This is a genomic window from Saccharicrinis fermentans DSM 9555 = JCM 21142 (genome assembly GCF_000517085.1).
GTDB lineage: Bacteria > Bacteroidota > Bacteroidia > Bacteroidales > Marinilabiliaceae > Saccharicrinis > Saccharicrinis fermentans.
In genome coordinates, this window is record NZ_KI912107.1 from 3,581,220 (window position 1) to 3,606,304 (window position 25,085).

Here is a 25,085-nt window from a genome sequence, read left to right on the forward strand (position 1 = left end):
ACACCACCGTACGTACGGGTCTCGTATACGGCGGTTCATCTGGTTTACTATAGTTGCTCTTTTCACCATCTATAGCTTTTCAATACTTTAAGAAAGGGCTAGTAAGGCTCGAATCCTTATACCTCCCAGTCAAATTTTTTATCTCCCAAATGTTCGGCCCTTCCTTGCGTTGTGAGACCTCTACATTCCTCAATGTAGCTCGTTACTTGCAAGTACTATGGCGTCTGCTGACTGCTCCGCTCTACCAACCCGTGGTTACGGAGCTCTCCCCTGGTAAGTTGTAAATAGGAAATTAGTACCATCAAAATTTCGCAATAGAACATCACCAGTTGTAGAAATAAAAAATAGCCTCCATTTTTAGGTTGTGAAATCTAAAAAAACAAAGGCTATGAATAAAAACCAAAAAGTTTTTATGTGGTACAAAGTTAATGAATTATGGAAACAAGGACTCAATAAGAGTCAAATAAGTAGAGAGCTTGAGATAGATAGAGGCACAGTCCGTAAATATTTAGCAATGGATGAACAGACTTTTATGTTGTGGATAAATAAGCCGCATCGCCTGTCAAAAAAGCTCTCTGGTTATTATAAATATGTAAAAACACTTCTCGAAAGCACGCCTTACTTGTCAGCCGCCCAGGTAGAAGATCGTTTAAAAGAATCATTTGAAGATTTACCGAAAGTAGATAGCAAAACGGTCTATAACTTCGTAAAAACGATTCGGGAGAAGCATGCCATCAATAAGTACAAAGAAGTGGGTTCCCGTCAATATCAAAAGCTGCCTGAGGTAGCTTATGGTAGCGAGGCTCAGGTTGATTTTGGCGAGATTACTATGCAGAGTGGAGAAGGTCATCGTATCAAAGTGTATTTCTTCGCCATGGTACTTTCGCGTTCTCGCTACAAGTACGTTTATTGTCAACGCTGCCCTTTTACCACCCAAACTGCGGTATATGCTCACGAGTTAGCTTTTAATTACTTTAACGGTATACCAAGTAAGATCATTTACGATCAGGATAAAGTATTTATAAAGGGGGAAAATCTTGGTGATGTTTTATTAACAGAAGGATTTCGAAGTTTTTGCCAGCAATACTCTTTTGAAACTATTTTTTGCAGGAAAGCAGATCCTGAATCCAAGGGAAAGGTTGAGAATGTGGTGAAATATGTCAAATATAACTTCCTGAAAGGTCGTACATTTCAGGATCAAAACACCCTTCAGGAAGATTGCCTGGCATGGCTTAAACGTACAGCAAATGCCAAGCTTCACGGAACCATCAGGAAAGTCCCTTATGAACAATGGTTGATTGAACAATCACATCTGGAACCTTACCGCGACACCCCTGAAAAACCATTAATATTACTGCCTGGTTACAAGGTTCGAAAAGACAACACCGTTGCCTACAAGGGAAATTTTTACAGTTTACCAATAGGGACTTACAAAGATGCCGATACAACCGTGCTTCTTGATGACAAAGGGAATACCCTGGACTTGTTATCTGATGTAAATACGCTTGTTGCGTCTCATAAGATTCCGCTGGGAAAGGGTGTTTTGGTGCGCAACACGGATCACTGCCGCGAAAAATCAAAGACGCTACAACAGAGATATGAACTTTTATTAAACGCTTTTGGCAATACACCAGAATCACAAAGCTATTTGGCTGACCTGGAAAATGACAAACCGCGTTATTTTCATGATAATATAAGGGAAATTTTAAAAGCTATAAACAATGCGAACGATCGGGTAAAAACGGAAACTTTAAACTTCTGCATCGAAAACAAAGTGTTTAATGGGTATCGATTTGCGGAGGTACTTGCCCATCTTCAAAACGAAGAAAAACAAATATCGGAGGCGAGTAAAATAAACATCAGTAAAGTGAATGTGGAACCCCCTAAGGAGTCGATTGCTCCTGCCCAAAGTAGTATCGAAATTTATGAAACATTATTGAGATAGATCATGAAGCAAATAGAACAAATCAAGCAGTATGCCGAATTGTTGCGGCTTACCCAGACAAAGAAGTCCCCAGAAGAAATCTTGCATCAGGCGCAAATAGATAAGCTTTCATATACGGAATTCACCCTGGAGTTATTGAAAAAGAAGTCCTTCACAGGCAAAATACCGATCTGGAGCGAAGACTCAAACTAGCCAGATTACCGAAGAAACATCAGCTGGATAACTACGATTTTAATGTTGCCAACGGTATTACAAAACCCCAACTAAAACAACTGCGTGAGTTGATGTGGCTGGAACAAAACTACAATCTGGTTTTAATGGGACCATCCGGAACCGGTAAAACCTATATTGCGGCGGGCCTTGTGCATGATGCTGTAGTTGCCGGGTACAAATCTTATTTCATCACAATGGAAGAACTTGTTACCATATTAAAATGAAAGAAATGACATCTTCTGCTTTAAATGCTTACAACCGACTGACAAAAGCTCATTTAATTGCGATTGATGATATAATGCTTTTTCCTATTAAGAAACATGAAGCTGTGGCATTTTTCAACCTTGTAAATCACCTACATGAACAGACCTCTGTGATTATTACAACAAATAAATCGCCTAAACAATGGGCTGAAACCCTCGAGGATGAAGTCCTGGCCACGGCACTGTTAGATCGCTTGCTTTATCGATGTGAAGTCTTGAAATTGGAAGGGAAAAGCTATCGGATGGAAAACAGAAAAACAATCTTTTCTCATGAACACTAATCCCTTGCATGCTTCGTTCGCTACGCTCTCTTAGCATGCAAGGGATTAGCAATATATTTTTTAATCATAAGTGATGGAATACTATTGCGAAAAATTGCTGATGTATAATTTGCTATTCTCAGTAAGTGCTATATATAATATTTGCTGCGCTAATCGCTCACAAATAACCTCCAATGCCTGCCGCATCTACTTTATAAACACTCACCTCCTTGGTGTTTGGACGTCACAATGATGTGCTTGCTCATCCGGTTTACAAAGCCTCATATACGATTTAGCTCAAAAGGTCTAATTTTAGTGAATTTCGTGATTTCCGCTACGCTACAATTCTGTCCGTCAGTACCGGAATCGAAGATCGGCGGAGCCAATTTGCCGTCGGTATTTGCTGCGCTAATCGCTCACAAATAATCTTCACTGCATAGGTCACCCCATACCACTACGTTTTTACATTCGTAAAAAGTGTCACTTGCTAACGGTTCGGAACGTTACCTCCGCCCGTGATGGGACTTTACGAATACAAATATTTATATGAAAGCATTCGTGAACTTCGTTTCACCCTCTGGATAAAATAACACACACCCATACCCATGGTTTATTGAAGATAATTTGTATTTTCAAACTTTTTCAACAACTTCGAGTGTGGGTGTACTGCAGCACATGCAGGACACACACAATAAATATAGGTCATTTGGCGGATAGTGCTAAATTTGAACATGAGTACATTTAATAAAAAATATAGCGGTTCGATAGTGTGGAGCTTTGAAATGCCAAACGTTTCATATACCCAACCGTTACCGCAAATGCTAAAAAAGTCGCACATCAACGAAATATGTACTAATTTTTGTATTTTTGGTACAAATTAGAAAAACATGGGACAAGATGCACCATATCGGATTTTAGATAAACTTCCACCTAAAAGGGAGAAAGTTGAAACTCTTGAAATTTTAAGAGAAACCAATAAAGCAACTGCTGCTTTAGCTGAATTGAAAGGAATTGCAAATACAATTCCAAACCAATCAATGTTGGTAAATGCAATTGTATTGCAAGAGGCAAAAGGAAGTTCTGAAATTGAAAACATTATTACAACTCAGGACGAACTTTATAAAGCACTCACTATTAACAAATCAAATATTTCACCTGAAACAAAAGAAGTTGTAAATTATCGAAAAGCAATTTTTCGTGGATTTGACTTAATTAAGAAACAAGGATTTTTACGAGTAAATGATATTATAGAAATTCAACATGAGTTAATTGGAAACAATGCTGGGATAAGAAATACACCTGGCACTGTTTTGAAAAATGATACAACAGGAGAAGTTGTTTATACCCCAAGACAAACAGGAAATATTGGACTTATTATCAAATTTCATTGAGTATTTTAATCAAGAACAAAATGAAATTTCGCCTTTAATTAATCTTGCAGTGCTTCATCACCAATTTGAAAGCATCCACCCATTTTATGATGGCAATGGCAGAACAGGGAGGATAATAAACATTTTATATCTGATTTTAAATGACTTAATTGACATTCCAATTTTATATCTCAGTTCATACATCATTGAAAATAAACATGACTATTATCGTTTATTGAATCAGACAAACAAACTTGGGGAATGGGAAGAATGGATAATATTCATGCTAAAAGCAGTTGAAGTCACTTCCATTCAAACAATTGAAAAAATAAATACAATTAGAGCCTTACTTGACAATACAATTGAGAAAGTTCAGATTAATGCACCAAAAATTTATAAAAAAGAATTAGTGGAACTGCTTTTTGAACAACCATATTCAAAAATTGAATTTGTTGTTAATCGATTAAAAGTAGAAAGAAAAGCTGCGTCACGATATTTAAAAGAACTGGAAAAGATTGGCATTTTAGAATCTCAAAAAGTAGGCAGAGAAACATTATATATCAATAAAAAACTAATTGAAATATTGAAAAAATAAAGCACGTTGCGGTAATCGAGTAGCCAGCCGCTAGGATATTAATTAGCCTATCGGAGAAGCTCTCACACCACCTAACATACGGGTCTCGTACTGGGCGGTTCCTTATACCATGGGGAATCGAAGATCGGCGGAGCCAATAGCGAATTTGTCTTTGTAGGTAAAGTAGCTGTTATTTCATTGTACATAGAAGCTAATGGGATATAGCCTCGCTTTTGAAGTCGTTGCACCGTAAATATGCGGTCTGCTACATATTGCAAAGTAAAAAAATGCTCCAATCCGGATGTCGATTGGAGCGTTGGAATTCTCTAAGTTTTACTGGAATCTTTTGGAATTAATCGAAATTAGTGGGTGTTTTTTGGAATATTTTGACAACTATTAGACTTTTTCCAATTGTGCGGCAAAAGATCAGCCAAGTCTAAATCATAATTGCTGTTGTATAACGCAATCTTAGAAAATACATCCGTAAGCCAGCGCCTTACTCATCTTTCCTCCTTGTAGCGCTTTGGGGTAATAGCCTTCGATCCATTTTTCAAAAGCACGCATGATTGGATAAGCCAAGCGCTTTCGTAGTTCAGCTCTTTGCTTGTAATTCATGTTCTGATCGGTGGCCATTTGCTCAACTTGATAGATTTTAGCAATTTGTGCCAATGCGTATTCAGCCCCCGTTTTGTCTTCTTTTAGACTTTCGGAGAATTTCCTGCGCGCATGAGCCCAACAACCCAGAAGCAAAACACCTTTCTTTTGCTCATAGATTGAATATGCCTGATATCCATCGGTTTGAATAGCTCCCTGAAAATCCTTTAATAAAGGAAGTATCACTTTTTGTGCTCGGGAGCCTTTGTCGTAGTGAAAGAAAACCAAGTTATTCATTACTGATCGAACCATCCACAGATAAGCCTTTTGTGCTTTGTGCTTTTCGTTGCTAATAACAGGAATGGTACTTTCGTCAACCTGAATATAATCAGATTTTAGAACAATTTCTTTTAATACTTGCGTGTTTATATTATCCCTTAGTAGCATCTTGGTGCCATTGGGAAATAGGAATTCAATGGGAGCATCATTATTTAAAGTAGGCTTACTCTTGATGATAGATGGACTCGATTGGTTATTCGTCGCTAACGGATTACTGTCAAATTCTAGTGGAACAAAGCTATCTGGCTCATGTGCTAATGCCTCTTCCAATTTATTTCGCCAATAGTAAAAAGTGGAAGGAGCCAAATCTTGGTTGGTACAGAAATCTTTTATGTTCAAACCTGATTCCTGGTAATCCTTATACAAACGCTTAAATGTTGTTAATGTCATTCTCATTTTTTGCCATCAAAGAAACAGCTCTAGTATGAAGGTCGCAATATGTGAAAGACCGAAGACTTACGGTGTATTGTCATTTATTATTCGAAATGCACTTTCAAAAAATGCAACCAAAGAAACCGTGGAAGCCAAAACTGATTTACTCGAGAAAGACATTACACACCTCACAAAAGAGTTAGAATCATGCGAAAATAAGTTTGTGGTTCTGCATAAACGAATCTCTGATTTACGAGATAGTTCCAAAGAGATTTATGTGAGTAAGGAATTATTTCACCAGACCATTAAACAACTAAATGAGAAGCTCGATACCATCTTAAAATTTGTAGAACGATGACAGGCAATGCCTGAGATAATAAAAAAGACGAATGAAACTATTAAAAAAACTTATCAGTGCAGGCACAGCCGAAACAATTAAGGAAGATACGAAGCTCATTGATGAGATATTTACCACAAAAGAAGAAAAGCTTCAAGGTAAAATGGAGCTATTTAAAATGGCAGTAGCAGATCGGGATTCAGCAAGAGAAATGTATTCCAATGACAGTTGGCTGCAAAAAGCTTTTGCCATATTTTTCTTGATTGCCTGGTGTACTTTAACTTTTATAATGCTCAATAACTTCGTTTTTAAAACGATTCAACTTGAAGACTGGCAAATAGCATTTGTAAGTAGTATTAACGGTGGCATCTCTACCAAACAAAGCACCATTATTGACTTTCTTTTCGGTGGTGCAATTAGCAGTGTAAATAATGTAAACCTCAAATCTAAACGCAAAGCATGAAAACATTTGATGAACTCTTTGATCGAGTGATAAAACACGAAGGATACTACGCCAATGTTGCCGGAGACAGAGGTGGTGAAACATATATGGGTGTAGCCCGTAATCTTCATCCAAATTGGGACGGTTGGCAACTAATAGATACATATAAAGAAACGTTTGGAAAAATAAAACGGAATACAATGCTTGACATTCCTGGATTAACTGAATTTGTTAAGGATTTCTACAAACTAACCTTCCACGACAAATACAAAGTTGGGTACGTAGTCTCAGGCTCGTTACAAGAAATCATTTTCGATTGGTGTGTGAATAGTGGTTATTGGGGCAGCTGTGGCGTGCAAAAGGTATTGAATCGCTTCTTTGATTACGACCTCAAATTGGATGGGATTATAGGGAAGAATACAGTTAAAGCAATAAACTCTAGTCCTGCGGAATCGCTATTTAATGCCATTAAATCAGCTCGAATTAATTATTACCATACCATAGCTCAAAGGGGTCGAAATCATAAGTTTTTAAAGGGCTGGTTGAGGAGGATTAATTCAATCAGCTATAAATAAACTATGAAATAATGTTAATTGGTAATTCATCATAACAATATCTTACTATTTTTGTGTAGCACATGCAATAAATGTATTAACCAATAAATGCCTAACAGTAAAGCAAAATGATTAATTCACATACATTAAAAGAATACATTGAATCGCTATTTGAAAGTAGTAAAATACCTAATAAAAAAGGCATTCATATTGAGATGGCAGATAATACTATCTGGACTATTATACTTTTTGAAATAAAAAAAGATAAGGTAGAAATTAAAATAAACAATATGTTTCTAGGAACATTTGGGGAGATTAAAGAGCCTACTAAAAATCTTTATGTTGCCAAGTTTACAAAGGCAACGAGCAACCAAAATAAGTACTCTGAATATTTTGCTTTTATAAAGAATCTTTGTGAACCAAACAATATTCTTTTTCGATATAAATCATAATTTTAACCATAAAACTCAAACATGAGAACATTTAAAACTAACATTTTTAAGTACTTTCTACTTCTTTTGATTTTTTCAGCATGCGAAAAAGAAAACGGGGAAAACAAATTACCTGTATGCAAGATAATTAAGCCTGTTGTAAATGATACAATTCAAATTGGAGATATTTTAACAATTAGTGCAGAGGCAGATGATGAAGATGGTAATGTTACTGAGGTTAGATTCTTTGCTGATGAAGTAGGAGTAGGTTCATCAACTGTTTTTCCATATCAATATAATTGGGATACTAGTGATGAGGAAGTTGGGCAACATTTAATAAAGGCTGTTGCAAAAGATAATGAAGGTGGCGATGCGTTCGATGAAACACGCGTTTATATTTTAGGTTTACCAACTGATGCGAATGCTGGTGAAGACCAGATATATACGGATGGTGAAACATCATCTACTATGTTAGCAGCAAACGAACCTTTATTAAATCATGGTAAAGGTAAGTGGACTATTATAAGTGGAGAAGGAGGTAGTTTTGATAATGATGCTGTTTCAAACACCCTTTTTACAGGATTGATTTGTGAGTCATATAAACTAAGATGGACAATTAGTACTCAATTTGATAGTACGTTCGATGATGTGAAAATTGCATTCGAACATACCCCCGCTAATGCAGATGCAGGAGTTGATCAGGTGATAACTAATAATGAACTTTCAGTTGTATTATCAGGAAATAATCCAGAAGCTGACCAAGGGGTAGGCAAATGGACCATAGTAAGTGGAGAGGGTGGTGTCTTTGAAAATGACGAAATTTATAATACAGCTTTTATTGGACAAGGGTGTGCTGCTTATATACTTCGTTGGACGATTAGTACTGATTGTAGTAGTTCTTATGATGATGTAAATGTTGAGTTTAATCATACTCCAACGTTAGCTAATGCAGGTGATGATATAATGTATTCAGATGGCAGAACTACATCTACACTTTCGGCAAATAATCCTAATGTTGGTTACGGTACAGGGATTTGGACTATTTTAAGCGGCACAGGAGGTAGCATTGCTGATGAAACTAATCCTAATTCTGAATTTACAGGAGTATTACATGAAACATATATCCTGCGATGGACAATAAGTACTGATTGCAATAGTTATGAAGATGATGTAGAAATCGAATTTCTACAAGATGGACCTAGTAGTCAAACGACTGATTATGATGGCAATAGCTATGAAACGGTTTGGTTAGGCAAGCAACTATGGATGGCTGAAAATTTAAAAGTAACTCATTATGCTGATGGTGAAGCTATACCTCTAATTACAGACAATAGTAGTTGGCATGATTTAGGTGATAACGATACAGATAAAGCTTATTGTTTTTACAATAATAATTTGAGTTATGGCGCATTTTACACCTATGCTGGAGCAGTAAATGGAACTCCGAATGATGGTACTAATAATGTACAGGGTGTGTGTCCAATAGGCTGGCATGTGCCAAGTGATATAGAATGGACTGAACTAGAAAATTATTTAATTAAGTATGGTTTTAATTATGATGGCACAATTGAGAGTAATAAAATAGCTAAATCATTAGCATCAAAAACAGGTTGGACTATCAATACAACAAATGGTACTGTTGGTAATAGTCAAAATAGTAATAACAGAACTGGTTTTACAACTTTACCTACAGGCTATCGAAATTACGAATATGGTACATTCTATGGCGATGGAAAATACGCATACATGTGGTCATCAACGAAGAGCGCTACGGAGAATGAATGGGCTTGGACTCGAGTATTGCTCTATAGTCAAGTTAATTTGCGTCGAGACTACACCAGAAAATCGGTTGGAAAATCGGTACGTTGCATAAAAGATTAGTTAAATTTAGTTGAAATTAGGTATAGGAGATATAAGAAAACAAATAATAATGATATTAAAGAAAGAGAATTTTATAAATTTAAATGAGAGTGAATTAGATGAAGCTATATATAGAATATTTCCTATAGAAAGGGCAGTGCAGTTGTTCGAGAATAAAGAATTAGTAATGCCAACTATTAAAGCATGGGAAGATGTTTATGAAAACTTCTTTTTAAAATCTAATTTTTCGGAAGGTGATGAAGTATTCTCTATTGAAGAGGATGAAGGTAATTTTTGTTTTGGACAATGTTGGTCTTTTATTGAAGATTCTGATGCGATGTGGCGTATTTACTCTCATGATAAACAGTCAGTAAGAATTAAAACAACTTTAAGAAAGCTACTTAACTGTTTGAATTCTTCATGTTCAATGCAAGTTGGTTTAAATTACGTATTTGATGCAAGCGTTTATATAGGTAAAGTAGAATATAGAGCAATAGAACAAATAGAGGAATGGGCTTCAAACCAAAAAGTTTGTAAGAATAACATACAAAAAAGTGTAGTTGAATCTCTCTGTGTAAAAAGAGACAGTTTTAAACATGAAGAAGAAGCTCGGATTTTATACTTTACCGATGATTCTGATTCAAAAATAATTAAAAAGACTCCAAATCACCTTATAGGTTTTCAAATTAATCCTATGGAGTTAATTGATGAAATAGCATTTGACCCTAGAGCGGAACAGTCATTTTATAATGCTTATAAAAATCATTTAGCAACAGAATTCTCTTTTCCGAAAAGTAGAATAGTAAAATCAAATTTATATGATTTTACCCCATTAACATTTATAATAAATTGACCTTTTGATATTAAATTCAATGAAAGTAGTGTACTTATTGCTTCTGTTTTTTCTGAATTTTGCAATTATAAATGCGGAGAAAGAAAACGTTAAAATATTCGTTGCTAATCAACTTAATCAGAATGTAATTTGGGGTACAATAAAAGGAGATCACTTTTATCCACGAGATACGGTGATCTTCTTCAATGATTTTGTTAGGTTTCATATGCCTAACAATATAAATTATGGCGTTTGTCGTTTGGTTCTGGGACAAAGCGCAATCGCAAAAGTTATGAACGAACCACCTCAACAATTGGATTTTATTTTCAATGGTGAGGATATTGTGATAGAAACGGATTTTAATGCGCCACTGGATAGTGCTAAAGACATTGAGTCATTAGAAAACCAAATTTGGTTTGAATTTTTGAGAAAAGAGAAGATATACCAAGAACAGGTCAAAGAGTTGGTGATGCAAATAAACCATTTTCAAAAGAATGATGATACATATTATACTCTTGCTAAACGAACCGAAATAATCGGGAAGTATAATAAGTTGCAAAAAGATAGAGATAAGTTGATTGCATCAGTGACTCAAAATTATCCTAACTTGTATGCGAGCAAACTTATTAAGATAAAACAAGAACCCTTTTTAAATGGAAATTTATCGGAGCAGGAACGAGAGGAAGTGCAAAAAAAACACTACTTCGATAATATAGATTTTTCGGATGAATCATTAATGAACTCCTCTGCATATACCGATAAGGTCTTTAAATATTTTATGCTCTATGCTCAAAAAGGATTGTCAAAAGAAAAAAAAGTAGATGAATTTAAAAAAGCCATTGATGTGATTCTGTATAAAACCAGTCAGAATCCTAATGTATCGGCATTTATAGTAGACTACTTAATGAGAGGCTTCGAGAAACTTGGTCTGGACAATTTACAAACACATATTTCAGACTTCTACATGATTCCTCATGGTTGTTCGGGTGATAATAATACGCTTGAAAGACGATTGGCATTTCAACAAATGAAAAAAGGGGATAAAATACCAGATTTTACTTTAGACGATTGGGATGGTGAACAGTTTAAGCTATATCAATCAGACACAGATTATAAACTGATATTGTTTTGGGAGACAAGCTGCCCCATGTGTAAGAAAATTCTGCCACCATTAAAAAACTGGTACTTCAATAAGAATATTGATTTGGAAGTTTTTGCAATTTCTATTGACGAAGATAAAAAAGCATGGAAGACCTCTATTTCCAAAAATGATTATCCTTGGATAAACTTAAATGAAGCCAATAAATGGGATGGTAAAGTTGCTACTGCTTATAACTTGTATGCTACCCCTACTATGTTTTTACTGGATGGTGAAAATCGGATACTTGCTAAGCCAATTGATTTTAATGGACTTTTGGAGGCTGTATTAGGTTTAGAATAGTTTAGATATTTATACAAAAGCCCTTGACTACAATAAAGTAATCGGGAGTTTTTTGTACCTAGAACAAGACTCGAACCTGCACCCTTATTGAGGATTGGGAACTCAAACTAGCGTGTTTGCTATTTAGAGAATGCTGTAAGATGTTTAGCAGAGACTGTAAACTCAACTCTGTCCATAATTTAGAAATTATATTTTTGAGGATTATGGAAAAAAGAGAATTGAACCCCGAGTATATAGCTATGCGTGATATGGCACTCGAACAGTTAAAGAGCGGTAAATCCCTGACGGGTAAGGGTGGAGTTTTTGCACCCATTATAAAGGAGTTTTTGGAGAGCGCTTTGGAGGCCGAGATGGACGAGCATTTGACCTCCGAGCGGCGCTCCCAGGGCAATAAGCGCAACGGCAAGGGTAACAAAACGGTTAGATCCGAAGGCGGTAGTGTGGACATTGAACCGCCCTATGACCGCCACGGGGATTTTGAGCCCGAAATAGTAAAGAAGCGGCAGGCCGTTTTGGCAGACAGCCTTGCCCCCAAGATTATTAGCCTTTACGGCAAGGGTATGAGCCTACGTGACATCGGATCATATATCCGGGACATGTACGACGTTGAGGTTTCCCCAACCGTTTTGAGCAACATTACCGACAGGGTGATCCCACAGGTCAAGGAGTGGCAGAACCGACCCCTAGACGATGTTTACCCCATTGTTTGGATGGATGCTATGCACTACAAGGTAAGGGACGGGGGAAGGGTAGTATCGCGCGCCGTATACAATATTTTGGCTATCAACAAAAGCGGCAGGAAGGAACTCATAGGGATGTACATTTCCGAAAGCGAGGGCGCTAACTTCTGGCTGTCGGTATTGACAGACCTAAAGAGCCGCGGAGTAAAGGATATCCTGATTGCCTGTACGGATAATCTGACGGGTTTTTCACAGGCGATATTAAGCATATTCCCCGATACAGAAATTCAAAAGTGCGTGATACACCAAATTCGGAATTCGCTCAAATACGTGGTCTCCAAAGGCCAGAAAGAATTTATGAAGGACTTGAAAAAAGTGTACCAAGCCCCAACCAAGTCACAAGCCGAGAGCGAGCTGATTAACCTAGAAGTAACGTGGGGCAAAAAGTACCCCGTGGTGCTGCGCTCGTGGAACGACAACTGGGAGGAGCTGTCCGCTTACTTTAAATATGACGCCCCCATTAGGAAGCTGATTTATACCACAAACGCCGTCGAAGGCTTCCACAGGCAGGTTCGCAAGGTAACCAAGACCAAGGGTGCGTTTTCCAGCGACATGGCTTTGATGAAACTCATTTATCTGGCCACCGAAAACATATCGAAAAAGTGGACTCAACCCATACAGAACTGGGCATTGACAGCCCAGCAGCTTTGTATCATGTTTGAGGGGAGGTTTGTTATCAATCTGTGAGCACACACCAAATTATAAAAGCGAAGGTAGGTCCGCTTATGAGTTCTGCCAAGGGTATATAAACGGCTTCGTACCTCAGCCGCCCTTGGCAAAAATCATAAGCTCCCCGATGAAGCTTTTAGAAATTGGTTAAAAGAAAAATAATGAGTTAATTTGAAATCGTAAAAAAACAACAGGACAGAGTTCAGCTAACATTCCCAATACGATTATGAAAAATTTTAGTATTCTATACTTGTTTCTTTTGTTTTTTACTTCCTGTGAACCAAAAGAATTTTTTCCAGACCCTAATTCTCAAAGAGATGAAAATTTATTCGGTACATGGCGCAACATTGACACTCCCAAAGCGGATAGTAGTTTTGTCATATTTACGAGTACTGGATATTACGGTAATACATCATTTATAAACAATAACCAAATCACAGGGTTTACGAATTTGGATGGTTTGTGGTATAATTTAACAATTTACGGTTTAAACGATATTGGAAAATACTATACTGCTAGTACTTCAAAACATTGGACAAATGGAAGATGGGAGAGTGAAAGTTATTACATATTGAATGAGACGAATGATACACTATATTTGGGCTCATCCAAAGATAATTTGAACGATATATATATTAGGAATGATTATCAATTAATTTACGATGGTCCAGATTATGTTGGAATAGATTCAATAATGACTGAATAAAAGCCCATAATCGAGTAGCCAGCCGATAGGCTATTAATTAGCCTATCGGAGAAGCTCTCACACCACCTAGCATACGGGTCTCGTACAGGGCGGTTCCTTATACCATGGGGAATCGAAGATCGGCGGAGCCAATAGTGTATTTGATTTAGTAGGTAAAGCAGAAGTAATTTGGTTGTACATAGAAGCTAAGGGAATGTAACCTCGTTTTTGGAGTCTTTCCACCGTAATGGTTGTACCTAAAATAGGACTTTGCCAACAAAGATTATATTTTATTGGTGTTAGCGATTTCCGCTTTGCTCCAATTCAATGATGCCAAATGCAGTATCTAAGACGATTACGAAGCCAACCATCCAACACTTCCAGTTTTGTTTTGATATTGGCATATTTTCGACTTTCAATCCACCATCCATTTATGTCCACCGCAGGCGCAACACATGCACACTGCTCATAGCCGTGCAGTTGTGGGTGATGAGAAAAAATGACCCAAATTAGCATCAACCAATCAAAAGAAGTAAATTTGTCAAAAATAGAATATATTGAAAAGACTTTTTATCATATCAGGTTGCAACGGAGCTGGAAAAACAACAGCTTCTTATACAATTCTTCCAGAAATACTAGATTGTGAAGAATTTGTAAATGCTGATGAAATTATCGCCCATAGAAATACTGAGAGTAGTTTAGTTAAAAACACCGAAAGGTGGAATGAATTATTGAATAAGTATAAAAATATTTAGTCATGGATAATGTTGAAAAAATAAAAGAAGGATTAGAAAAAGCATATAAGAAAATGATTGAATTTAAAAAATATAAGAATTCTCCAATTATTATATCCAAAGACGGTAAAGTTGTAGAGATATCACCAGATACAATCACTACCCACAACAACGCATATAGCTAAAGATGTGATTCAGAAAATCACAAATGATAACCTTTCAATTAAGATTTTCGAGGAATTGGTGGAGAAATAGAATTATAACGAGCGTTTGAAACTATTGAATAATTTAATTGACATAGAACTAAGCACTGATTTTCATCCACTTGAAAATCCAAAGCAATATATGGATTTTAAAACCCCTTATAAACAAAGAAGACTTAAATTTACTCGAACAAAGTAAGCGTGATTTGATTGTAAAATATTCTATATCTGTTTTAAATAATACAAAAAGCTTGACCGAAATTGACAACTTAAGAATCTCTCGAGTTTTTAATACGCTTCCTAAAATAGTTGAATCTTCAGGTTCAAAGGAAGAATACAAAGAAATGCTTAATGACTATTATTGGGGAACCAAAAATCATAATAATGTGACATATTTGTATTACCAGCTTATGAATGGATTTTCAAAAGAAGCAAAAGAAGAGTTCGAAGCTAATTTTGAATCAAATGAGCTATTCTTATCTGAAACAAGATTTGAGAATGATAAGCATATACGGTGGTTCATTAGGCATACGCAAACTGCTCTTTACACCAGTAAAAGCTTTTCAATACTTTAAGAAAGGGCTAGTAAGGTTCAAATCCTTATACCTCCCAACCAAATTTCTATCTACCCAATGTCCAGCCCTTCTCCAGACTGTGAGACCTCCACATATCTTATTGCGGCTCGTTGCTGTTGAATACTATGGCGTCGGCTGACTACTTGCCGTAACCAACACGTGATTACAGAGCCCTCACCTAGTAATAGCTTTATTAATATTTATATTTTCGTTTCACCCTCTGGATAAAAATGCAACACAGCCTTTTGTCTATTGAAGATAATTTGTATTTTTAAACTTTTCAACAACTTCGGGTGTGGGTGTACTGCTGCACATGCAGGGCACACACGTGCTCATAAATAATTGCCGTTTAGTAGTTTATTCAAGGTTTACGGCCCGCATTTAAGTTCATTGCAACTGGACAGGAAACAGACCGCAAGCGACAACTATTCATAGCTCCAAGGCAAAACCGAGGCGCTCAGACTAACTTTAACTTAAAACAAAATAAACTATGAAAGGAAAAACAATAGCAACAATAGGCAGTATGCATGTTTGTCCTATGTGTAACGGAACAGTACCACATGTGGGCGGTCTGGTAACTGGACCAGGTTCCTCAAACATGCTAGTAAACAGAAAACCGGTCGCCCTAATGGGAGACATATGTGTTTGTTCAGGACCGACTGATACGATTGTTAAAAGTGAAGCTGGAGTATTCATTAATGGAGTTCCTGTGTCCACAGTTGGTAGCATGACAACACATGGCTGACAAATTGTTCAGAGAGAACCAAACGTAACCTTCGGTTCAGCAACTGCTTTTTCCCTCAGCAACCACAGCACCCAACGAAATATCATTCCCAGAAATTAAAAAAGAATCAAAAAAACATGGTTACATGTCAAAAGCTGACTTTAGCCTGTAAAATCAAACATAAGCTAAAATTCACCCTCTTCAGAATTTAACACAACAATGAAACGAGCAAGAGAAACTTACATTAAACAACAAATATTTGATTTCACTTGCGAGTTCCATGCGACAAATAAACCAAACGCATGAAATTTGAATACGCAGATATAGAGCAGTCCCCAGCTAAACGCTATGGTGCTTGCAATCAAGTAGGCACATACCCATTAGGAGCTCAGCTCAATTGGCATGGAGGTATGCACATTAACGAAGACAGAAATACGGCTATAAAAGCCATTACCGACGGAACAATAATTGCTTATCGTCTTAACAAAGAACCTATTGAAACTAACAATGGATTGAAGTTTTCAAGCGGTTTGTATCCACCCCACCAACCCCATGTTTCCTGCCATTCCAATGACTGTTATTTTTGCCTCAAAAAATCATGAAACGCAGAAAATCCTTAAACCGAAGCATGTTTGAGCATGTGGTTCTACAGCAGGAAAGCGGCCAAACTATAGGAAGTTACGCCAAACAAATTGGAGTAACACGCTCGAAAATGCAATACTGGGTAGGTAAATACAAAGCCCTTGAAAAGACTCAAAAAACAGAAAGCGACACCAGCCTGAAATTTATTGACCTTAACTCATTCGGTCTTCAGAATGCACAGGTTGATTCTTTCGCCTCAACAGAATCTTCGGCAACAACGGCAGTTTCATCGCTACAGGATGAGCGATTGCCGCAAATGAGCCTTACTTTTCCGAACGGCATGAGCCTGAAAATTTACTAGCTCATGATTGGGCTGAGTGCAAACTTGCAGTACTATTTGTGCTGCAAGCCTGTTGATATGCGTAATGGCTTTGATGGACTGGCCGGAATCGTGCGCAATATATTGAAGCAGGATCCTGTCAGTGGTTCCGTTTTCATTTTTATAAATCGCACCGGAACACATATAAAGCTGTTATTTTGGGACGGAGATGGTTTTGCCTTGTTTTACAAACGTCTGGAGCGAGGTAGATATTTTCTAGAAGACCAGGATAAAACAACACCATCACGACTCATTACCCGGGAAGAGTTGATGATGATTTTGGAAGGTCTTTCCTTTAAAAATTTGAAACGAAAAAAGCGATTTAAAATCAGCTGATTTTTGTTATTAAATAACTGTAAAATATAGGTTTAAATATTTGTCAGTCAAATATTTAATATTATATTTGTGTATGAAAAAACAGCACATTTCACATAGCCAAAATACTGCTCAACTGGAGGCCAAAATATCGGCTCTGAAAGCGGATCTTTTGAAGAAAGAAGCTGTTATTTCAGAAAAAGACTCTTCCATACAAAAGCTTACGCAGGATGTAGAACATCTTGCTTTTCAGAATGATCAGATGCGTCGTTTAATATTCGGTTCCAAACGAGAACGCTTCATTCCTCAGGTTCATCCCGATCAACTTACATTGTCTTTCGAAGAGGAGGTTGCTGCTGTTTCCAAAGCTGTTAAAGAAGAGCAGGAAAAGATCCGTGTTGAGTATGAACGCAGGAAAGTCAGAAAAGAACATCCTGGCCGTATGCAACTGCCTGATCAATTGCTTGTTAATGAGATTGTTTTAGAGCCAGAGCAAGACACTACAGGTATGATATGTATTGGTCAGGAAGTCACTGAGGAGCTGGATTATACACCTGCAAAATTGTTTAAGAACCATTACATCCGTTACAAGTTTATTACCAAAGAGGACGAGAAAGCCGATCAAAAGCAAGTAATTGCTCCTTTAAACAGACCTCTTCATAAATGCATCGCTAGTGCCAATCTACTGGGAATGATCTTTACCAATAAATACCTCTACCACTTACCGATTTACCGCACCCGCCAGATGCTCATCCAAATGGGAGTTACCATTCCGGAGTCCACGCTGGAATCATGGATAAAACTTGGAGCCAATTTATTGCGACCTTTATACGTGGTACATCGATTACATGTTTTCAGGGAAATTTATCAGATGATCGATGAATCACCAATAAAAGTGCAGGATCGCAACAAAAAGGAACGTGTCATCAGGGGTACATGTGGGTTCGGTATGCCCCATTGTCAAAAAGCGTGCTGTTTGAGTACTACAAGAGCCGATCGGCCAATGGCCCCATCGACGACTTGAGTTCGTTCCGTGGATTTGTTCAAACCGACGGTTATAGTGGCTATACCTTTTTGGCAAAAAAAGCAGGACTGACTCATTTATCATGCTGGGCACATGCCAGACGGTATTTTGATGCCGCACTGAAGAACGATCAGGAACGGGCCTCGCACGTGCTAAGCCTCATTCAGCTTCTCTATGCCATTGAGGCCATTGCACGGGAACAAAATCTATCCCATGAGCAACGGCATGCTCTGCGGCTGGAAAAAGCTCTGCCTGTAATTAACGAAATTGGAGCATATATTAACAAGCACAAAGGATCTGTAATACCAAGAAGTCCTCTGGGCAAAGCTTTTGAATATTGCAAAAATCGCTGGACAAGCCTGCAAAACTATCTTACCAACGGAATACTGGAGATAGACAGCAATCTGGTTGAGAACTCTATTCGCCCTCTGGCTCTGGGACGTAAGAACTATTTGTTTGCCGGTTCACATGATGCTGCCAAAAATATCGCAATGTTCTACAGCTTCTTTGGAACTTGCAAGAAACTTGACATTGATCCGCAAAAATGGCTAAAGTACGTCATGGAAAACATCCACATTACACCCGCCGAAAATTTCAAAGAACTTTTGCCGCAATTTATTGATAAAAGTTTGCTTCAGGAATAAGTATTTGCTCGGGCGGATACAGCGGTTTTGTTTTAATCCAACATCAATACAGAAGTCCGAAGGGAAGAGAATTAACTTTTTACTCTTTGTATAACCACCTAATGCCGTATGATGAGCTGAAAGAATTTAACAACGTACCCGATATGTTTAAAACCCAACAATACGAGGTAAACAGTAAAACACCATATAAAGCAAAAGGGGTAACAGCATATAAAAGTATCTCTAAAAGTTTTACAATGATATTGCCAGTCAATTCTATTGTAAACCCAAACTCAGAGAATGACATTTTTGATAAATCCCTCACCCACTGGGCAAAAAACACACAATTCAAAAAAGTAATATTCACACATCCCGATTCAGGACTGGTATATGACGATTTATATGTGGACTTAAATAGCGACCAATTCGAAAAAATCAACGACAACATGTATCGTGTGGTAGGCAATGGTCAGACAGGAAAATGTTGGGATTACGAGAACCTACGGAGTACACCAACATATAACAAAGAAAAGCCTGACGAAAATTTTGTTATGCAAGTCCCTAACAAATCAAAGTTCACCATTGAGAAAAAATCGGGCAATTACTACAAAATCAAAACCCTCAACGGCAAACAACAAGACGGTTATATCTATGCCAAAAGCTGTAAGGAAGATGGTTTTGTTCTCGACTTTGACGAAAACAACCTAGATGAAATCATCACGGGAAACGATTGCAACATTCCTGTAAAGGCAGGCGATATTATCGGTTTTACCGGCCCAATGGGACATATTGGCAACGAGCAACATCGCACCACCCATCTCGAAGTTTTTAGTGCAAGCGACCCAACAGCGTTTTTAAAGGGAAAAGAAGGCGATAAAGACGACATTGCTGACACCAAAGACTATATAAAAATAGCCAAAGGTGCAATGCTCAGCCATCATTACCCATATACGCTCAAAACTGGTGATGAAATATTGGTATTACAGGTTGAAGAGGAATATTCACGCATAAAACTTCACAAGCAATACCGAACAGTTGAAAAATCCGATTTATGCAACGGAACAGCACCAACAGAAGAAACAGGCAATTATACATATACTAACTTTAAGCTTGACAAAATTAACGAAGCTTTTGACGGAACAATTACCAAAGATTCGGTAATAACCCTTAACGAAGATGCTGAGCAAATTGCAAAAGAGCAAACATCCCGTGACGTAAGCTATAGCTTGCCCAATGGCGAACATTGTTACTGGGTTCATAAAGATCATTTGCCATCTGGAGTAACCATGATGGGCCAATATTTTACCCTAAACAGCGACATCAACCAACTTTTCGAAAGCAAACCCAATAAAAACTATGTTTCTACGTTTTTCCCAAACGATTCCGAAAAGCAAACAGAACTGATGGGCGACTATATTATCAGTAAAAAGGAAGTTAAAGAAATAAAGTTGGGTAACGTTATATGGTACGAAATCAAGCTACAGGATTGTCGTGGCGAACGTAAAGGCTATATAAAAAGCGATGACGAAAAAGTATCAAAGGTTTCGGCACACGACTGGACAGCTTTTGGTTTTAAAGTATTGAAAGACCAGCCCGACAATTTCATATTCGATGAAACAGAGAAAAATGCTCCGCAATTTCTAAAATCGGTATTCAAAGAAATGGACACGGATGGCAATAAAAAGTTAAGTCCGCAGGAACTGCGCCGTGGTTTGAATGATATGTATGTTTGCGAACGCCTTTCTAAACTGGTCTGCTACCACCAAAACGAATGGGGTGTAAACTACAGTAGCCTTAAACAAGAACTGGAAACTCTGTTCGATAAAGGCATCGAACAGGAAGAAGACGAAGAAATAAAAGAGCATTTTATCAAGCAAAAAGAAAACTCCCTAAAAGTAATTGAGGACAAAGTAAATGCCCTTGATTTTTGGAGCAAGGTAAAAGTACCAGGAAATGAAATGCCAGAAGGCTGGACATATGACCCCACGCTTGACAAAAGCAGAAAAATGTACTCGTGGGAAACCCAAAGCAACCCACAGCCAAGGGGCAAAGGCGAATTAGAACCTTTCCCAACAGATACAAAGGTTTATCATTTTCATCCTAATGCATTTGTTGAGCAGATGAGGCGAGTAAATAATTGTGTTATAGAAATTGTACGTAAGTGGACCTACTGGTCAGGAGAGAATAGTTCTAGCGCCACTATTAGTACTTTTTCTGTTTCCAATTCTAATATATCAGGTTATATTACTGAGCCGTATGGACCCGATACTACGCAAAAAAATAAAGATAAACGAATACCAATTGGAGAATATAAGTTAACGTGGCATGTTTCCAACAAATTTTCAAAGGATAAATATGTGAATTCGACAAATTCATACATTAGTTCTTTGGATGACCCTTGTTTGAATTATGGATTTCCAAAACTTTATAATGAAAGTGTTGCTAAATCAAGAGGAATATTGATACATATTGGAGTCAGAGGAGAACATTCTGAAGGTTGTTTGTTGCCTGGTAAGGAAAAGCTAACTAGCAATATAGGAGGAAAACAAACAATTATTGGTGTAAAAGAAAGTCCTGAGCAGTTTTACACACTTATTGCATTTCTTGAAGAAGTCGGTATTCAAAATGTTAAACTTATAATAAAAGAAGACTATGAACAACAATAGATGTATTGGAATTTTATTATTACTACTCTTTTTTTCAAAAATATATTCTCAAACTGAATGTACAAATGAAAGTTGGTTACAAGAAACAAAGAAAAGATATTCAGGCGAAATATCTATCGCTGATGACATTTCAGATTATATAAAATATGACTATAGCAATGCCCTAATTGGTAGAAAAAACTTTAATATCGGTTTTATTGGTGTAAGTAAAAAGAGATTAGAAATTGAATTCCTATCTTCCGTAAAAAACACAAGAAATGAAAATAAATATTTTATTTCTGGACAAACGACTGTAGCAAATAATCTACGAAGTTTCCATGGTATTATTTCAATAGATACAGTATATATTAATTCCCGTATAAAATATGGTATTGAAGATGGGATGACAGATAGTATTGTAAAACAAGGATTTATTATTGGCAGATATGAATTCTACGAAAATAAAAATGAAACATCTACAGGCTTTTTTGAAGGAATATTTTTTAACATGTGGTTTCTTGATACGAATGGTATTATTCGCTTTGATGGATTAGAAGACTTTTCTGATTCATACTGTAATAATTTGTTTAAAGGCACATGGACTAGTTATAAAACAGAGAAAACAGTTCCTTGTAATTGGGGACAATACAGGATACCATGCTCAGGAGATTTAGATATTGGTACAGCTGAATTTATGCCAAATCCAAAATATAAAAATGTGGGTTGGGATAAGTATCTTCCTTAAATTAATACGAGGTAAAGTAAAATTGTAAAAGTCTATAGATGAAAGTCAAGGAGAAGATAGTAAAATACCAGAGCGGATTTTTGACAGAATAAATAATGGTTCGCCTGAAAGATTAATGCAAAGGAGAAAAAATGCCCATCTTCCGGTGGAGCTATTAATTAATATTTTTTTCTCTCGGATCAAGACATATGTAAACTTGACCGTGCTCATTTCCTCAAATCGGTATTCAAAGAAATGGACACGGATGGCAATAAAAAGTTAAGTCCGCAGGAACTGCGCCGTGGTTTGGATGATATGCATGTTTGCGAACGCCTTTCTAAACTGGTCTGCTACCACCAAAGCGAATGGGGTGTAAACTACAGTAGCCTTAAACAAGAACTGGAAACTCTGTTCGATAAAGGCATCGAACAGGAAGAAGACGAAGAAATAAAAGAGCATTTTATCAAGCAAAAAGAAAACTCCCTAAAAGTAATTGAGGACAAAGTAAATGCCCTTGATTTTTGGAGCAAGGTAAAAGTACCAGGAAATGAAATGCCAGAAGGCTGGACATATGACCCCACGCTTGACAAAAGCAGAAAAATGTACTCGTGGGAAACCCAAAGCAACCCACAGCCAAAGGGTGAAAATGATTTAGAACCGTTTCCAATAGATACGAAGGTTTACAATACAGTTGTTAGTGAAGATGAAAAAAAGATAATAATTGCAATGGCTAAAAATGAAGGGAATTGCGACTCTATTCAAGCATACGATCGTGTTATTCTTACTGTTGGAGCAATGCAAAAGACTGTTGGAATAGATGGCAGAGGCGAATTTCCTATACAAGTTTATGAGTTTAAAGAAAAATATCCTCAGAAATACAAAGTTCTATTTGAAAATTGTGGCTGGACGGTAGAAAAAGAAGATGATGGGATTAGGATGTATTATGAAACTTCAGAGGGAAAGATAACTGGTAGTAAGTTACGCACTCTTGTACGTACAGGCTTTGATGCTAATAGTTTAAATCAGAATTTACCTAATGAACCGTTAGCACACCTTATAAAAGTAGGAAAAGATGAAGACTTTATACGAAAACAGGTTTATGACTTTATATTGAGAATAAGAAAGTATTGTGATAAAAAACCAAATGGATATTCTTATCAAATTAAAGAATACTTTAACAGCCCTCTTGGTAAAGCTATTGTATTAGACCATAGTGTAAATGCTCCTGCAAATGTAACTCGAGATGTTGGAGCAGCAATAACTACGTTCTTTAATGAGAAAGATACTGAGATCATAGAATTCAATAAAACAGTTACAAATGTAACTGATAAGAAAAGTAAAATATCAAGAAATCCTAACGATTGGGGAAGTAAGCATTTACAATATGAAAACAGAATTCTAGAATTGTATGGTCCAGCAAGGGATATGAATGATGCAAAAAACAGATATGATAAAATAAAAAAAGAATTTTGATGAAAAAACATTTATTAACCTCCATGTGTATATTTTACTGTTGTTGTGTAATGGCGCAGGAAAATAAGGTATTTGATTCTAGTATACTTAATTTAAAAGCATTTTATGAATATGATTTCTCTGATAGTACAATTTTAGGAAATGATACGATATATATAGAGAGAGATTCTATTGATAATTTTATCAGTTTGATTGTAAAAGACTCTATAGTTAAACAAAAATCACCAATCATTAAACTTGAGGAATTGGATAAGTATTGTCCATATGTTTTTGAGAGGGTTGGTATTATAAAATATTTGAATGGTTTTATAATTGAATATTATTTCCCAGATAAACTTGGGCATACAGGAGCATACAAAGTTTATGATATTTTTAGATTAAAAGAAAAAGATAATTATTATAGATTATCTTCATTTTTTTTATCTGGAAACAGATATACTCAAGCATTTGAAAAACTTCATTGTTGGCCTGTTTCATTATATAATTATCATCCTCAAAATGAAAACTATCTGAATGAAAAAGGTTTGAAATTGCTGTTTAAATGCTTTAATTATAATAATGAAGAATGTAATCAAGTGGCCGAATCTTATAACAAGCAAATACAAAGGGCTTATTCTGATAAAGATACAATTACGATGCGTAACTTGTCAGATATTATTGTTATTCAAATGGCCATACAGCGTTCGTTTGAACCAATTTCAGAAGATATAGTTGGCTACAATAACTCAGCTTACTATCTTGAACAAAAAGGTTTTTATTTTAGTGCTGTTTATCTATTAAGTAAGATATTGGAAATTTCACCCAATAGAACAGTAGCCTATATAAACCTTGGTGATGCCTATTGGGGATTAAAAGAATTTGAAAATGCAAAAGAAGCATACAAAAAGTACATAAAATTAATGAAAATCAACGGGAAAGAGAATAAAATACCCAAGCGCATATTGGACAGAATAAACAATTTATAAATAGTTTTAACAATGCAGATACACAGGAGGGGTACAATCAATGTTCAAGACGGCAAAATATAAATCAATATTACTCAGAATTATTAAACCATGAGTTAATAGGATTAGGCTATAACGATCAAGAAGAAGATTTTTATACACAATTCAAATACACCTTGCATCTGGGTAATAATCAAAAAAAAGGCAGCTTAAAAAAAG

The 25,085-nt window shown here is 36.5% G+C and carries 24 protein-coding genes and 4 pseudogenes; 26 read left to right on the forward strand and 2 right to left on the reverse strand.

Annotation, left to right across the window (positions count from 1 at the left end):
- Positions 1–388 precede the first annotated feature (388 nt).
- From istA to CYTFE_RS30840, 5 genes and pseudogenes are all read left to right on the forward strand, one after another.
- Positions 389–1,945, forward strand: a complete 1,557-nt coding sequence (gene istA / locus CYTFE_RS26675) for an IS21 family transposase (protein WP_052343214.1) — start codon at positions 389–391, stop codon at positions 1,943–1,945.
- Between the two features lie 3 nt (positions 1,946–1,948).
- Complete coding sequence (locus CYTFE_RS30820) at positions 1,949–2,137, forward strand: hypothetical protein (RefSeq protein WP_211238182.1); 189 nt, start codon at positions 1,949–1,951, stop codon at positions 2,135–2,137.
- Positions 2,116–2,702: pseudogene (locus CYTFE_RS31195) on the forward strand (ATP-binding protein). The gene CYTFE_RS30820 and the pseudogene CYTFE_RS31195 overlap by 22 nt, the downstream one beginning before the upstream one ends.
- Before the next feature lie 866 nt (positions 2,703–3,568).
- Positions 3,569–4,072: a Fic/DOC family N-terminal domain-containing protein gene (locus CYTFE_RS30835; protein WP_200871483.1), complete on the forward strand. Its 504-nt coding sequence runs from the start codon at positions 3,569–3,571 to the stop codon at positions 4,070–4,072.
- The gene (locus CYTFE_RS30840; RefSeq protein ID WP_211238183.1) at positions 4,047–4,646 is read left to right on the forward strand and encodes a Fic family protein; all 600 of its coding nucleotides are present in this window, start codon (positions 4,047–4,049) and stop codon (positions 4,644–4,646) included. The genes CYTFE_RS30835 and CYTFE_RS30840 overlap by 26 nt, the downstream gene beginning before the upstream one ends.
- A 462-nt stretch (positions 4,647–5,108) precedes the next feature.
- Here the strand turns inward: CYTFE_RS30840 and CYTFE_RS31200 are convergent.
- Positions 5,109–5,633, reverse strand: a pseudogene (locus tag CYTFE_RS31200) (IS66 family transposase); the annotation flags it as partial.
- Between the two features lie 144 nt (positions 5,634–5,777).
- Positions 5,778–5,954: pseudogene (gene tnpA, locus CYTFE_RS31985) on the reverse strand (IS66 family insertion sequence element accessory protein TnpA); the annotation flags it as partial.
- Positions 5,955–5,982: 28 nt separating this feature from the next.
- Between tnpA (CYTFE_RS31985) and CYTFE_RS0114560 the strand changes: the two are divergent.
- The 21 genes and pseudogenes from CYTFE_RS0114560 to CYTFE_RS28840 all read left to right on the forward strand — a co-directional run bounded on the left by CYTFE_RS0114560 (position 5,983) and on the right by CYTFE_RS28840 (position 24,887).
- The gene (locus CYTFE_RS0114560; protein WP_027472373.1) at positions 5,983–6,288 is read left to right on the forward strand and encodes a hypothetical protein; all 306 of its coding nucleotides are present in this window, start codon (positions 5,983–5,985) and stop codon (positions 6,286–6,288) included.
- Between the two features lie 31 nt (positions 6,289–6,319).
- Positions 6,320–6,730 carry a hypothetical protein gene (locus tag CYTFE_RS0114565; RefSeq protein ID WP_027472374.1) on the forward strand — a complete coding sequence of 137 codons (411 nt, stop codon included), beginning with the start codon at positions 6,320–6,322 and terminating at the stop codon, positions 6,728–6,730.
- Positions 6,727–7,284: a glycoside hydrolase family 108 protein gene (locus CYTFE_RS0114570; RefSeq protein ID WP_027472375.1), complete on the forward strand. Its 558-nt coding sequence runs from the start codon at positions 6,727–6,729 to the stop codon at positions 7,282–7,284. The genes CYTFE_RS0114565 and CYTFE_RS0114570 overlap by 4 nt, the downstream gene beginning before the upstream one ends.
- A gap of 107 nt (positions 7,285–7,391) precedes the next feature.
- Positions 7,392–7,715, forward strand: coding sequence for a hypothetical protein (locus CYTFE_RS0114575; RefSeq protein ID WP_027472376.1), 324 nt, complete (start codon positions 7,392–7,394; stop codon positions 7,713–7,715).
- Positions 7,716–7,736: 21 nt separating this feature from the next.
- A complete protein-coding gene (locus tag CYTFE_RS0114580; protein WP_027472377.1) occupies positions 7,737–9,575 on the forward strand; it encodes an FISUMP domain-containing protein in 1,839 nt (612 codons plus the stop codon).
- Between the two features lie 10 nt (positions 9,576–9,585).
- Positions 9,586–10,407 (forward strand): DUF2971 domain-containing protein, encoded by an 822-nt coding sequence (locus tag CYTFE_RS0114585; RefSeq protein WP_044214352.1) that lies wholly within the window; start codon positions 9,586–9,588, stop codon positions 10,405–10,407.
- Positions 10,408–10,426: 19 nt separating this feature from the next.
- Complete coding sequence (locus tag CYTFE_RS0114590; RefSeq protein WP_027472379.1) at positions 10,427–11,827, forward strand: TlpA family protein disulfide reductase; 1,401 nt, start codon at positions 10,427–10,429, stop codon at positions 11,825–11,827.
- Between the two features lie 203 nt (positions 11,828–12,030).
- A complete protein-coding gene (locus CYTFE_RS0114595) occupies positions 12,031–13,254 on the forward strand; it encodes an IS256 family transposase (RefSeq protein ID WP_027472380.1) in 1,224 nt (407 codons plus the stop codon).
- 208 nt (positions 13,255–13,462) lie between these two features.
- The gene (locus CYTFE_RS0114600; protein WP_044214444.1) at positions 13,463–13,942 is read left to right on the forward strand and encodes a hypothetical protein; all 480 of its coding nucleotides are present in this window, start codon (positions 13,463–13,465) and stop codon (positions 13,940–13,942) included.
- A gap of 536 nt (positions 13,943–14,478) precedes the next feature.
- A complete protein-coding gene (locus CYTFE_RS31205) occupies positions 14,479–14,676 on the forward strand; it encodes a hypothetical protein (RefSeq protein WP_027472383.1) in 198 nt (65 codons plus the stop codon).
- A 2-nt stretch (positions 14,677–14,678) separates the two neighbouring features.
- The gene (locus CYTFE_RS30505) at positions 14,679–14,840 is read left to right on the forward strand and encodes a hypothetical protein (protein ID WP_162832589.1); all 162 of its coding nucleotides are present in this window, start codon (positions 14,679–14,681) and stop codon (positions 14,838–14,840) included.
- A gap of 140 nt (positions 14,841–14,980) precedes the next feature.
- Complete coding sequence (locus CYTFE_RS0114620; RefSeq protein ID WP_027472384.1) at positions 14,981–15,433, forward strand: hypothetical protein; 453 nt, start codon at positions 14,981–14,983, stop codon at positions 15,431–15,433.
- A 538-nt stretch (positions 15,434–15,971) separates the two neighbouring features.
- Positions 15,972–16,178 carry a PAAR domain-containing protein gene (locus tag CYTFE_RS31210; RefSeq protein WP_262505212.1) on the forward strand — a complete coding sequence of 69 codons (207 nt, stop codon included), beginning with the start codon at positions 15,972–15,974 and terminating at the stop codon, positions 16,176–16,178.
- A gap of 281 nt (positions 16,179–16,459) precedes the next feature.
- Positions 16,460–16,759 (forward strand): hypothetical protein, encoded by a 300-nt coding sequence (locus CYTFE_RS0114630; protein ID WP_027472385.1) that lies wholly within the window; start codon positions 16,460–16,462, stop codon positions 16,757–16,759.
- On the forward strand, positions 16,756–17,100 hold the full coding sequence (gene tnpA / locus CYTFE_RS0114635; protein WP_027471224.1) for an IS66 family insertion sequence element accessory protein TnpA: 345 nt from the start codon (positions 16,756–16,758) through the stop codon (positions 17,098–17,100). The genes CYTFE_RS0114630 and tnpA (CYTFE_RS0114635) overlap by 4 nt, the downstream gene beginning before the upstream one ends.
- 3 nt (positions 17,101–17,103) lie before the next feature.
- Complete coding sequence (tnpB, locus tag CYTFE_RS0114640) at positions 17,104–17,454, forward strand: IS66 family insertion sequence element accessory protein TnpB (RefSeq protein ID WP_027471466.1); 351 nt, start codon at positions 17,104–17,106, stop codon at positions 17,452–17,454.
- Positions 17,455–17,527: 73 nt separating this feature from the next.
- Positions 17,528–19,101 (forward strand): annotated as a pseudogene (gene tnpC, locus CYTFE_RS29540) (IS66 family transposase).
- Positions 19,102–19,187: 86 nt separating this feature from the next.
- A complete protein-coding gene (locus CYTFE_RS28835) occupies positions 19,188–21,746 on the forward strand; it encodes a DUF5675 family protein (protein ID WP_154665681.1) in 2,559 nt (852 codons plus the stop codon).
- A complete protein-coding gene (locus CYTFE_RS26705) occupies positions 21,733–22,470 on the forward strand; it encodes a hypothetical protein (protein ID WP_044214508.1) in 738 nt (245 codons plus the stop codon). The genes CYTFE_RS28835 and CYTFE_RS26705 overlap by 14 nt, the downstream gene beginning before the upstream one ends.
- Before the next feature lie 285 nt (positions 22,471–22,755).
- Positions 22,756–23,922, forward strand: coding sequence for a hypothetical protein (locus tag CYTFE_RS0114660; RefSeq protein WP_154665682.1), 1,167 nt, complete (start codon positions 22,756–22,758; stop codon positions 23,920–23,922).
- Positions 23,922–24,887 carry a tetratricopeptide repeat protein gene (locus CYTFE_RS28840; protein WP_052343217.1) on the forward strand — a complete coding sequence of 322 codons (966 nt, stop codon included), beginning with the start codon at positions 23,922–23,924 and terminating at the stop codon, positions 24,885–24,887. Before CYTFE_RS0114660 ends, CYTFE_RS28840 begins: the two co-directional genes overlap by 1 nt.
- Positions 24,888–25,085: the final 198 nt, after the last annotated feature.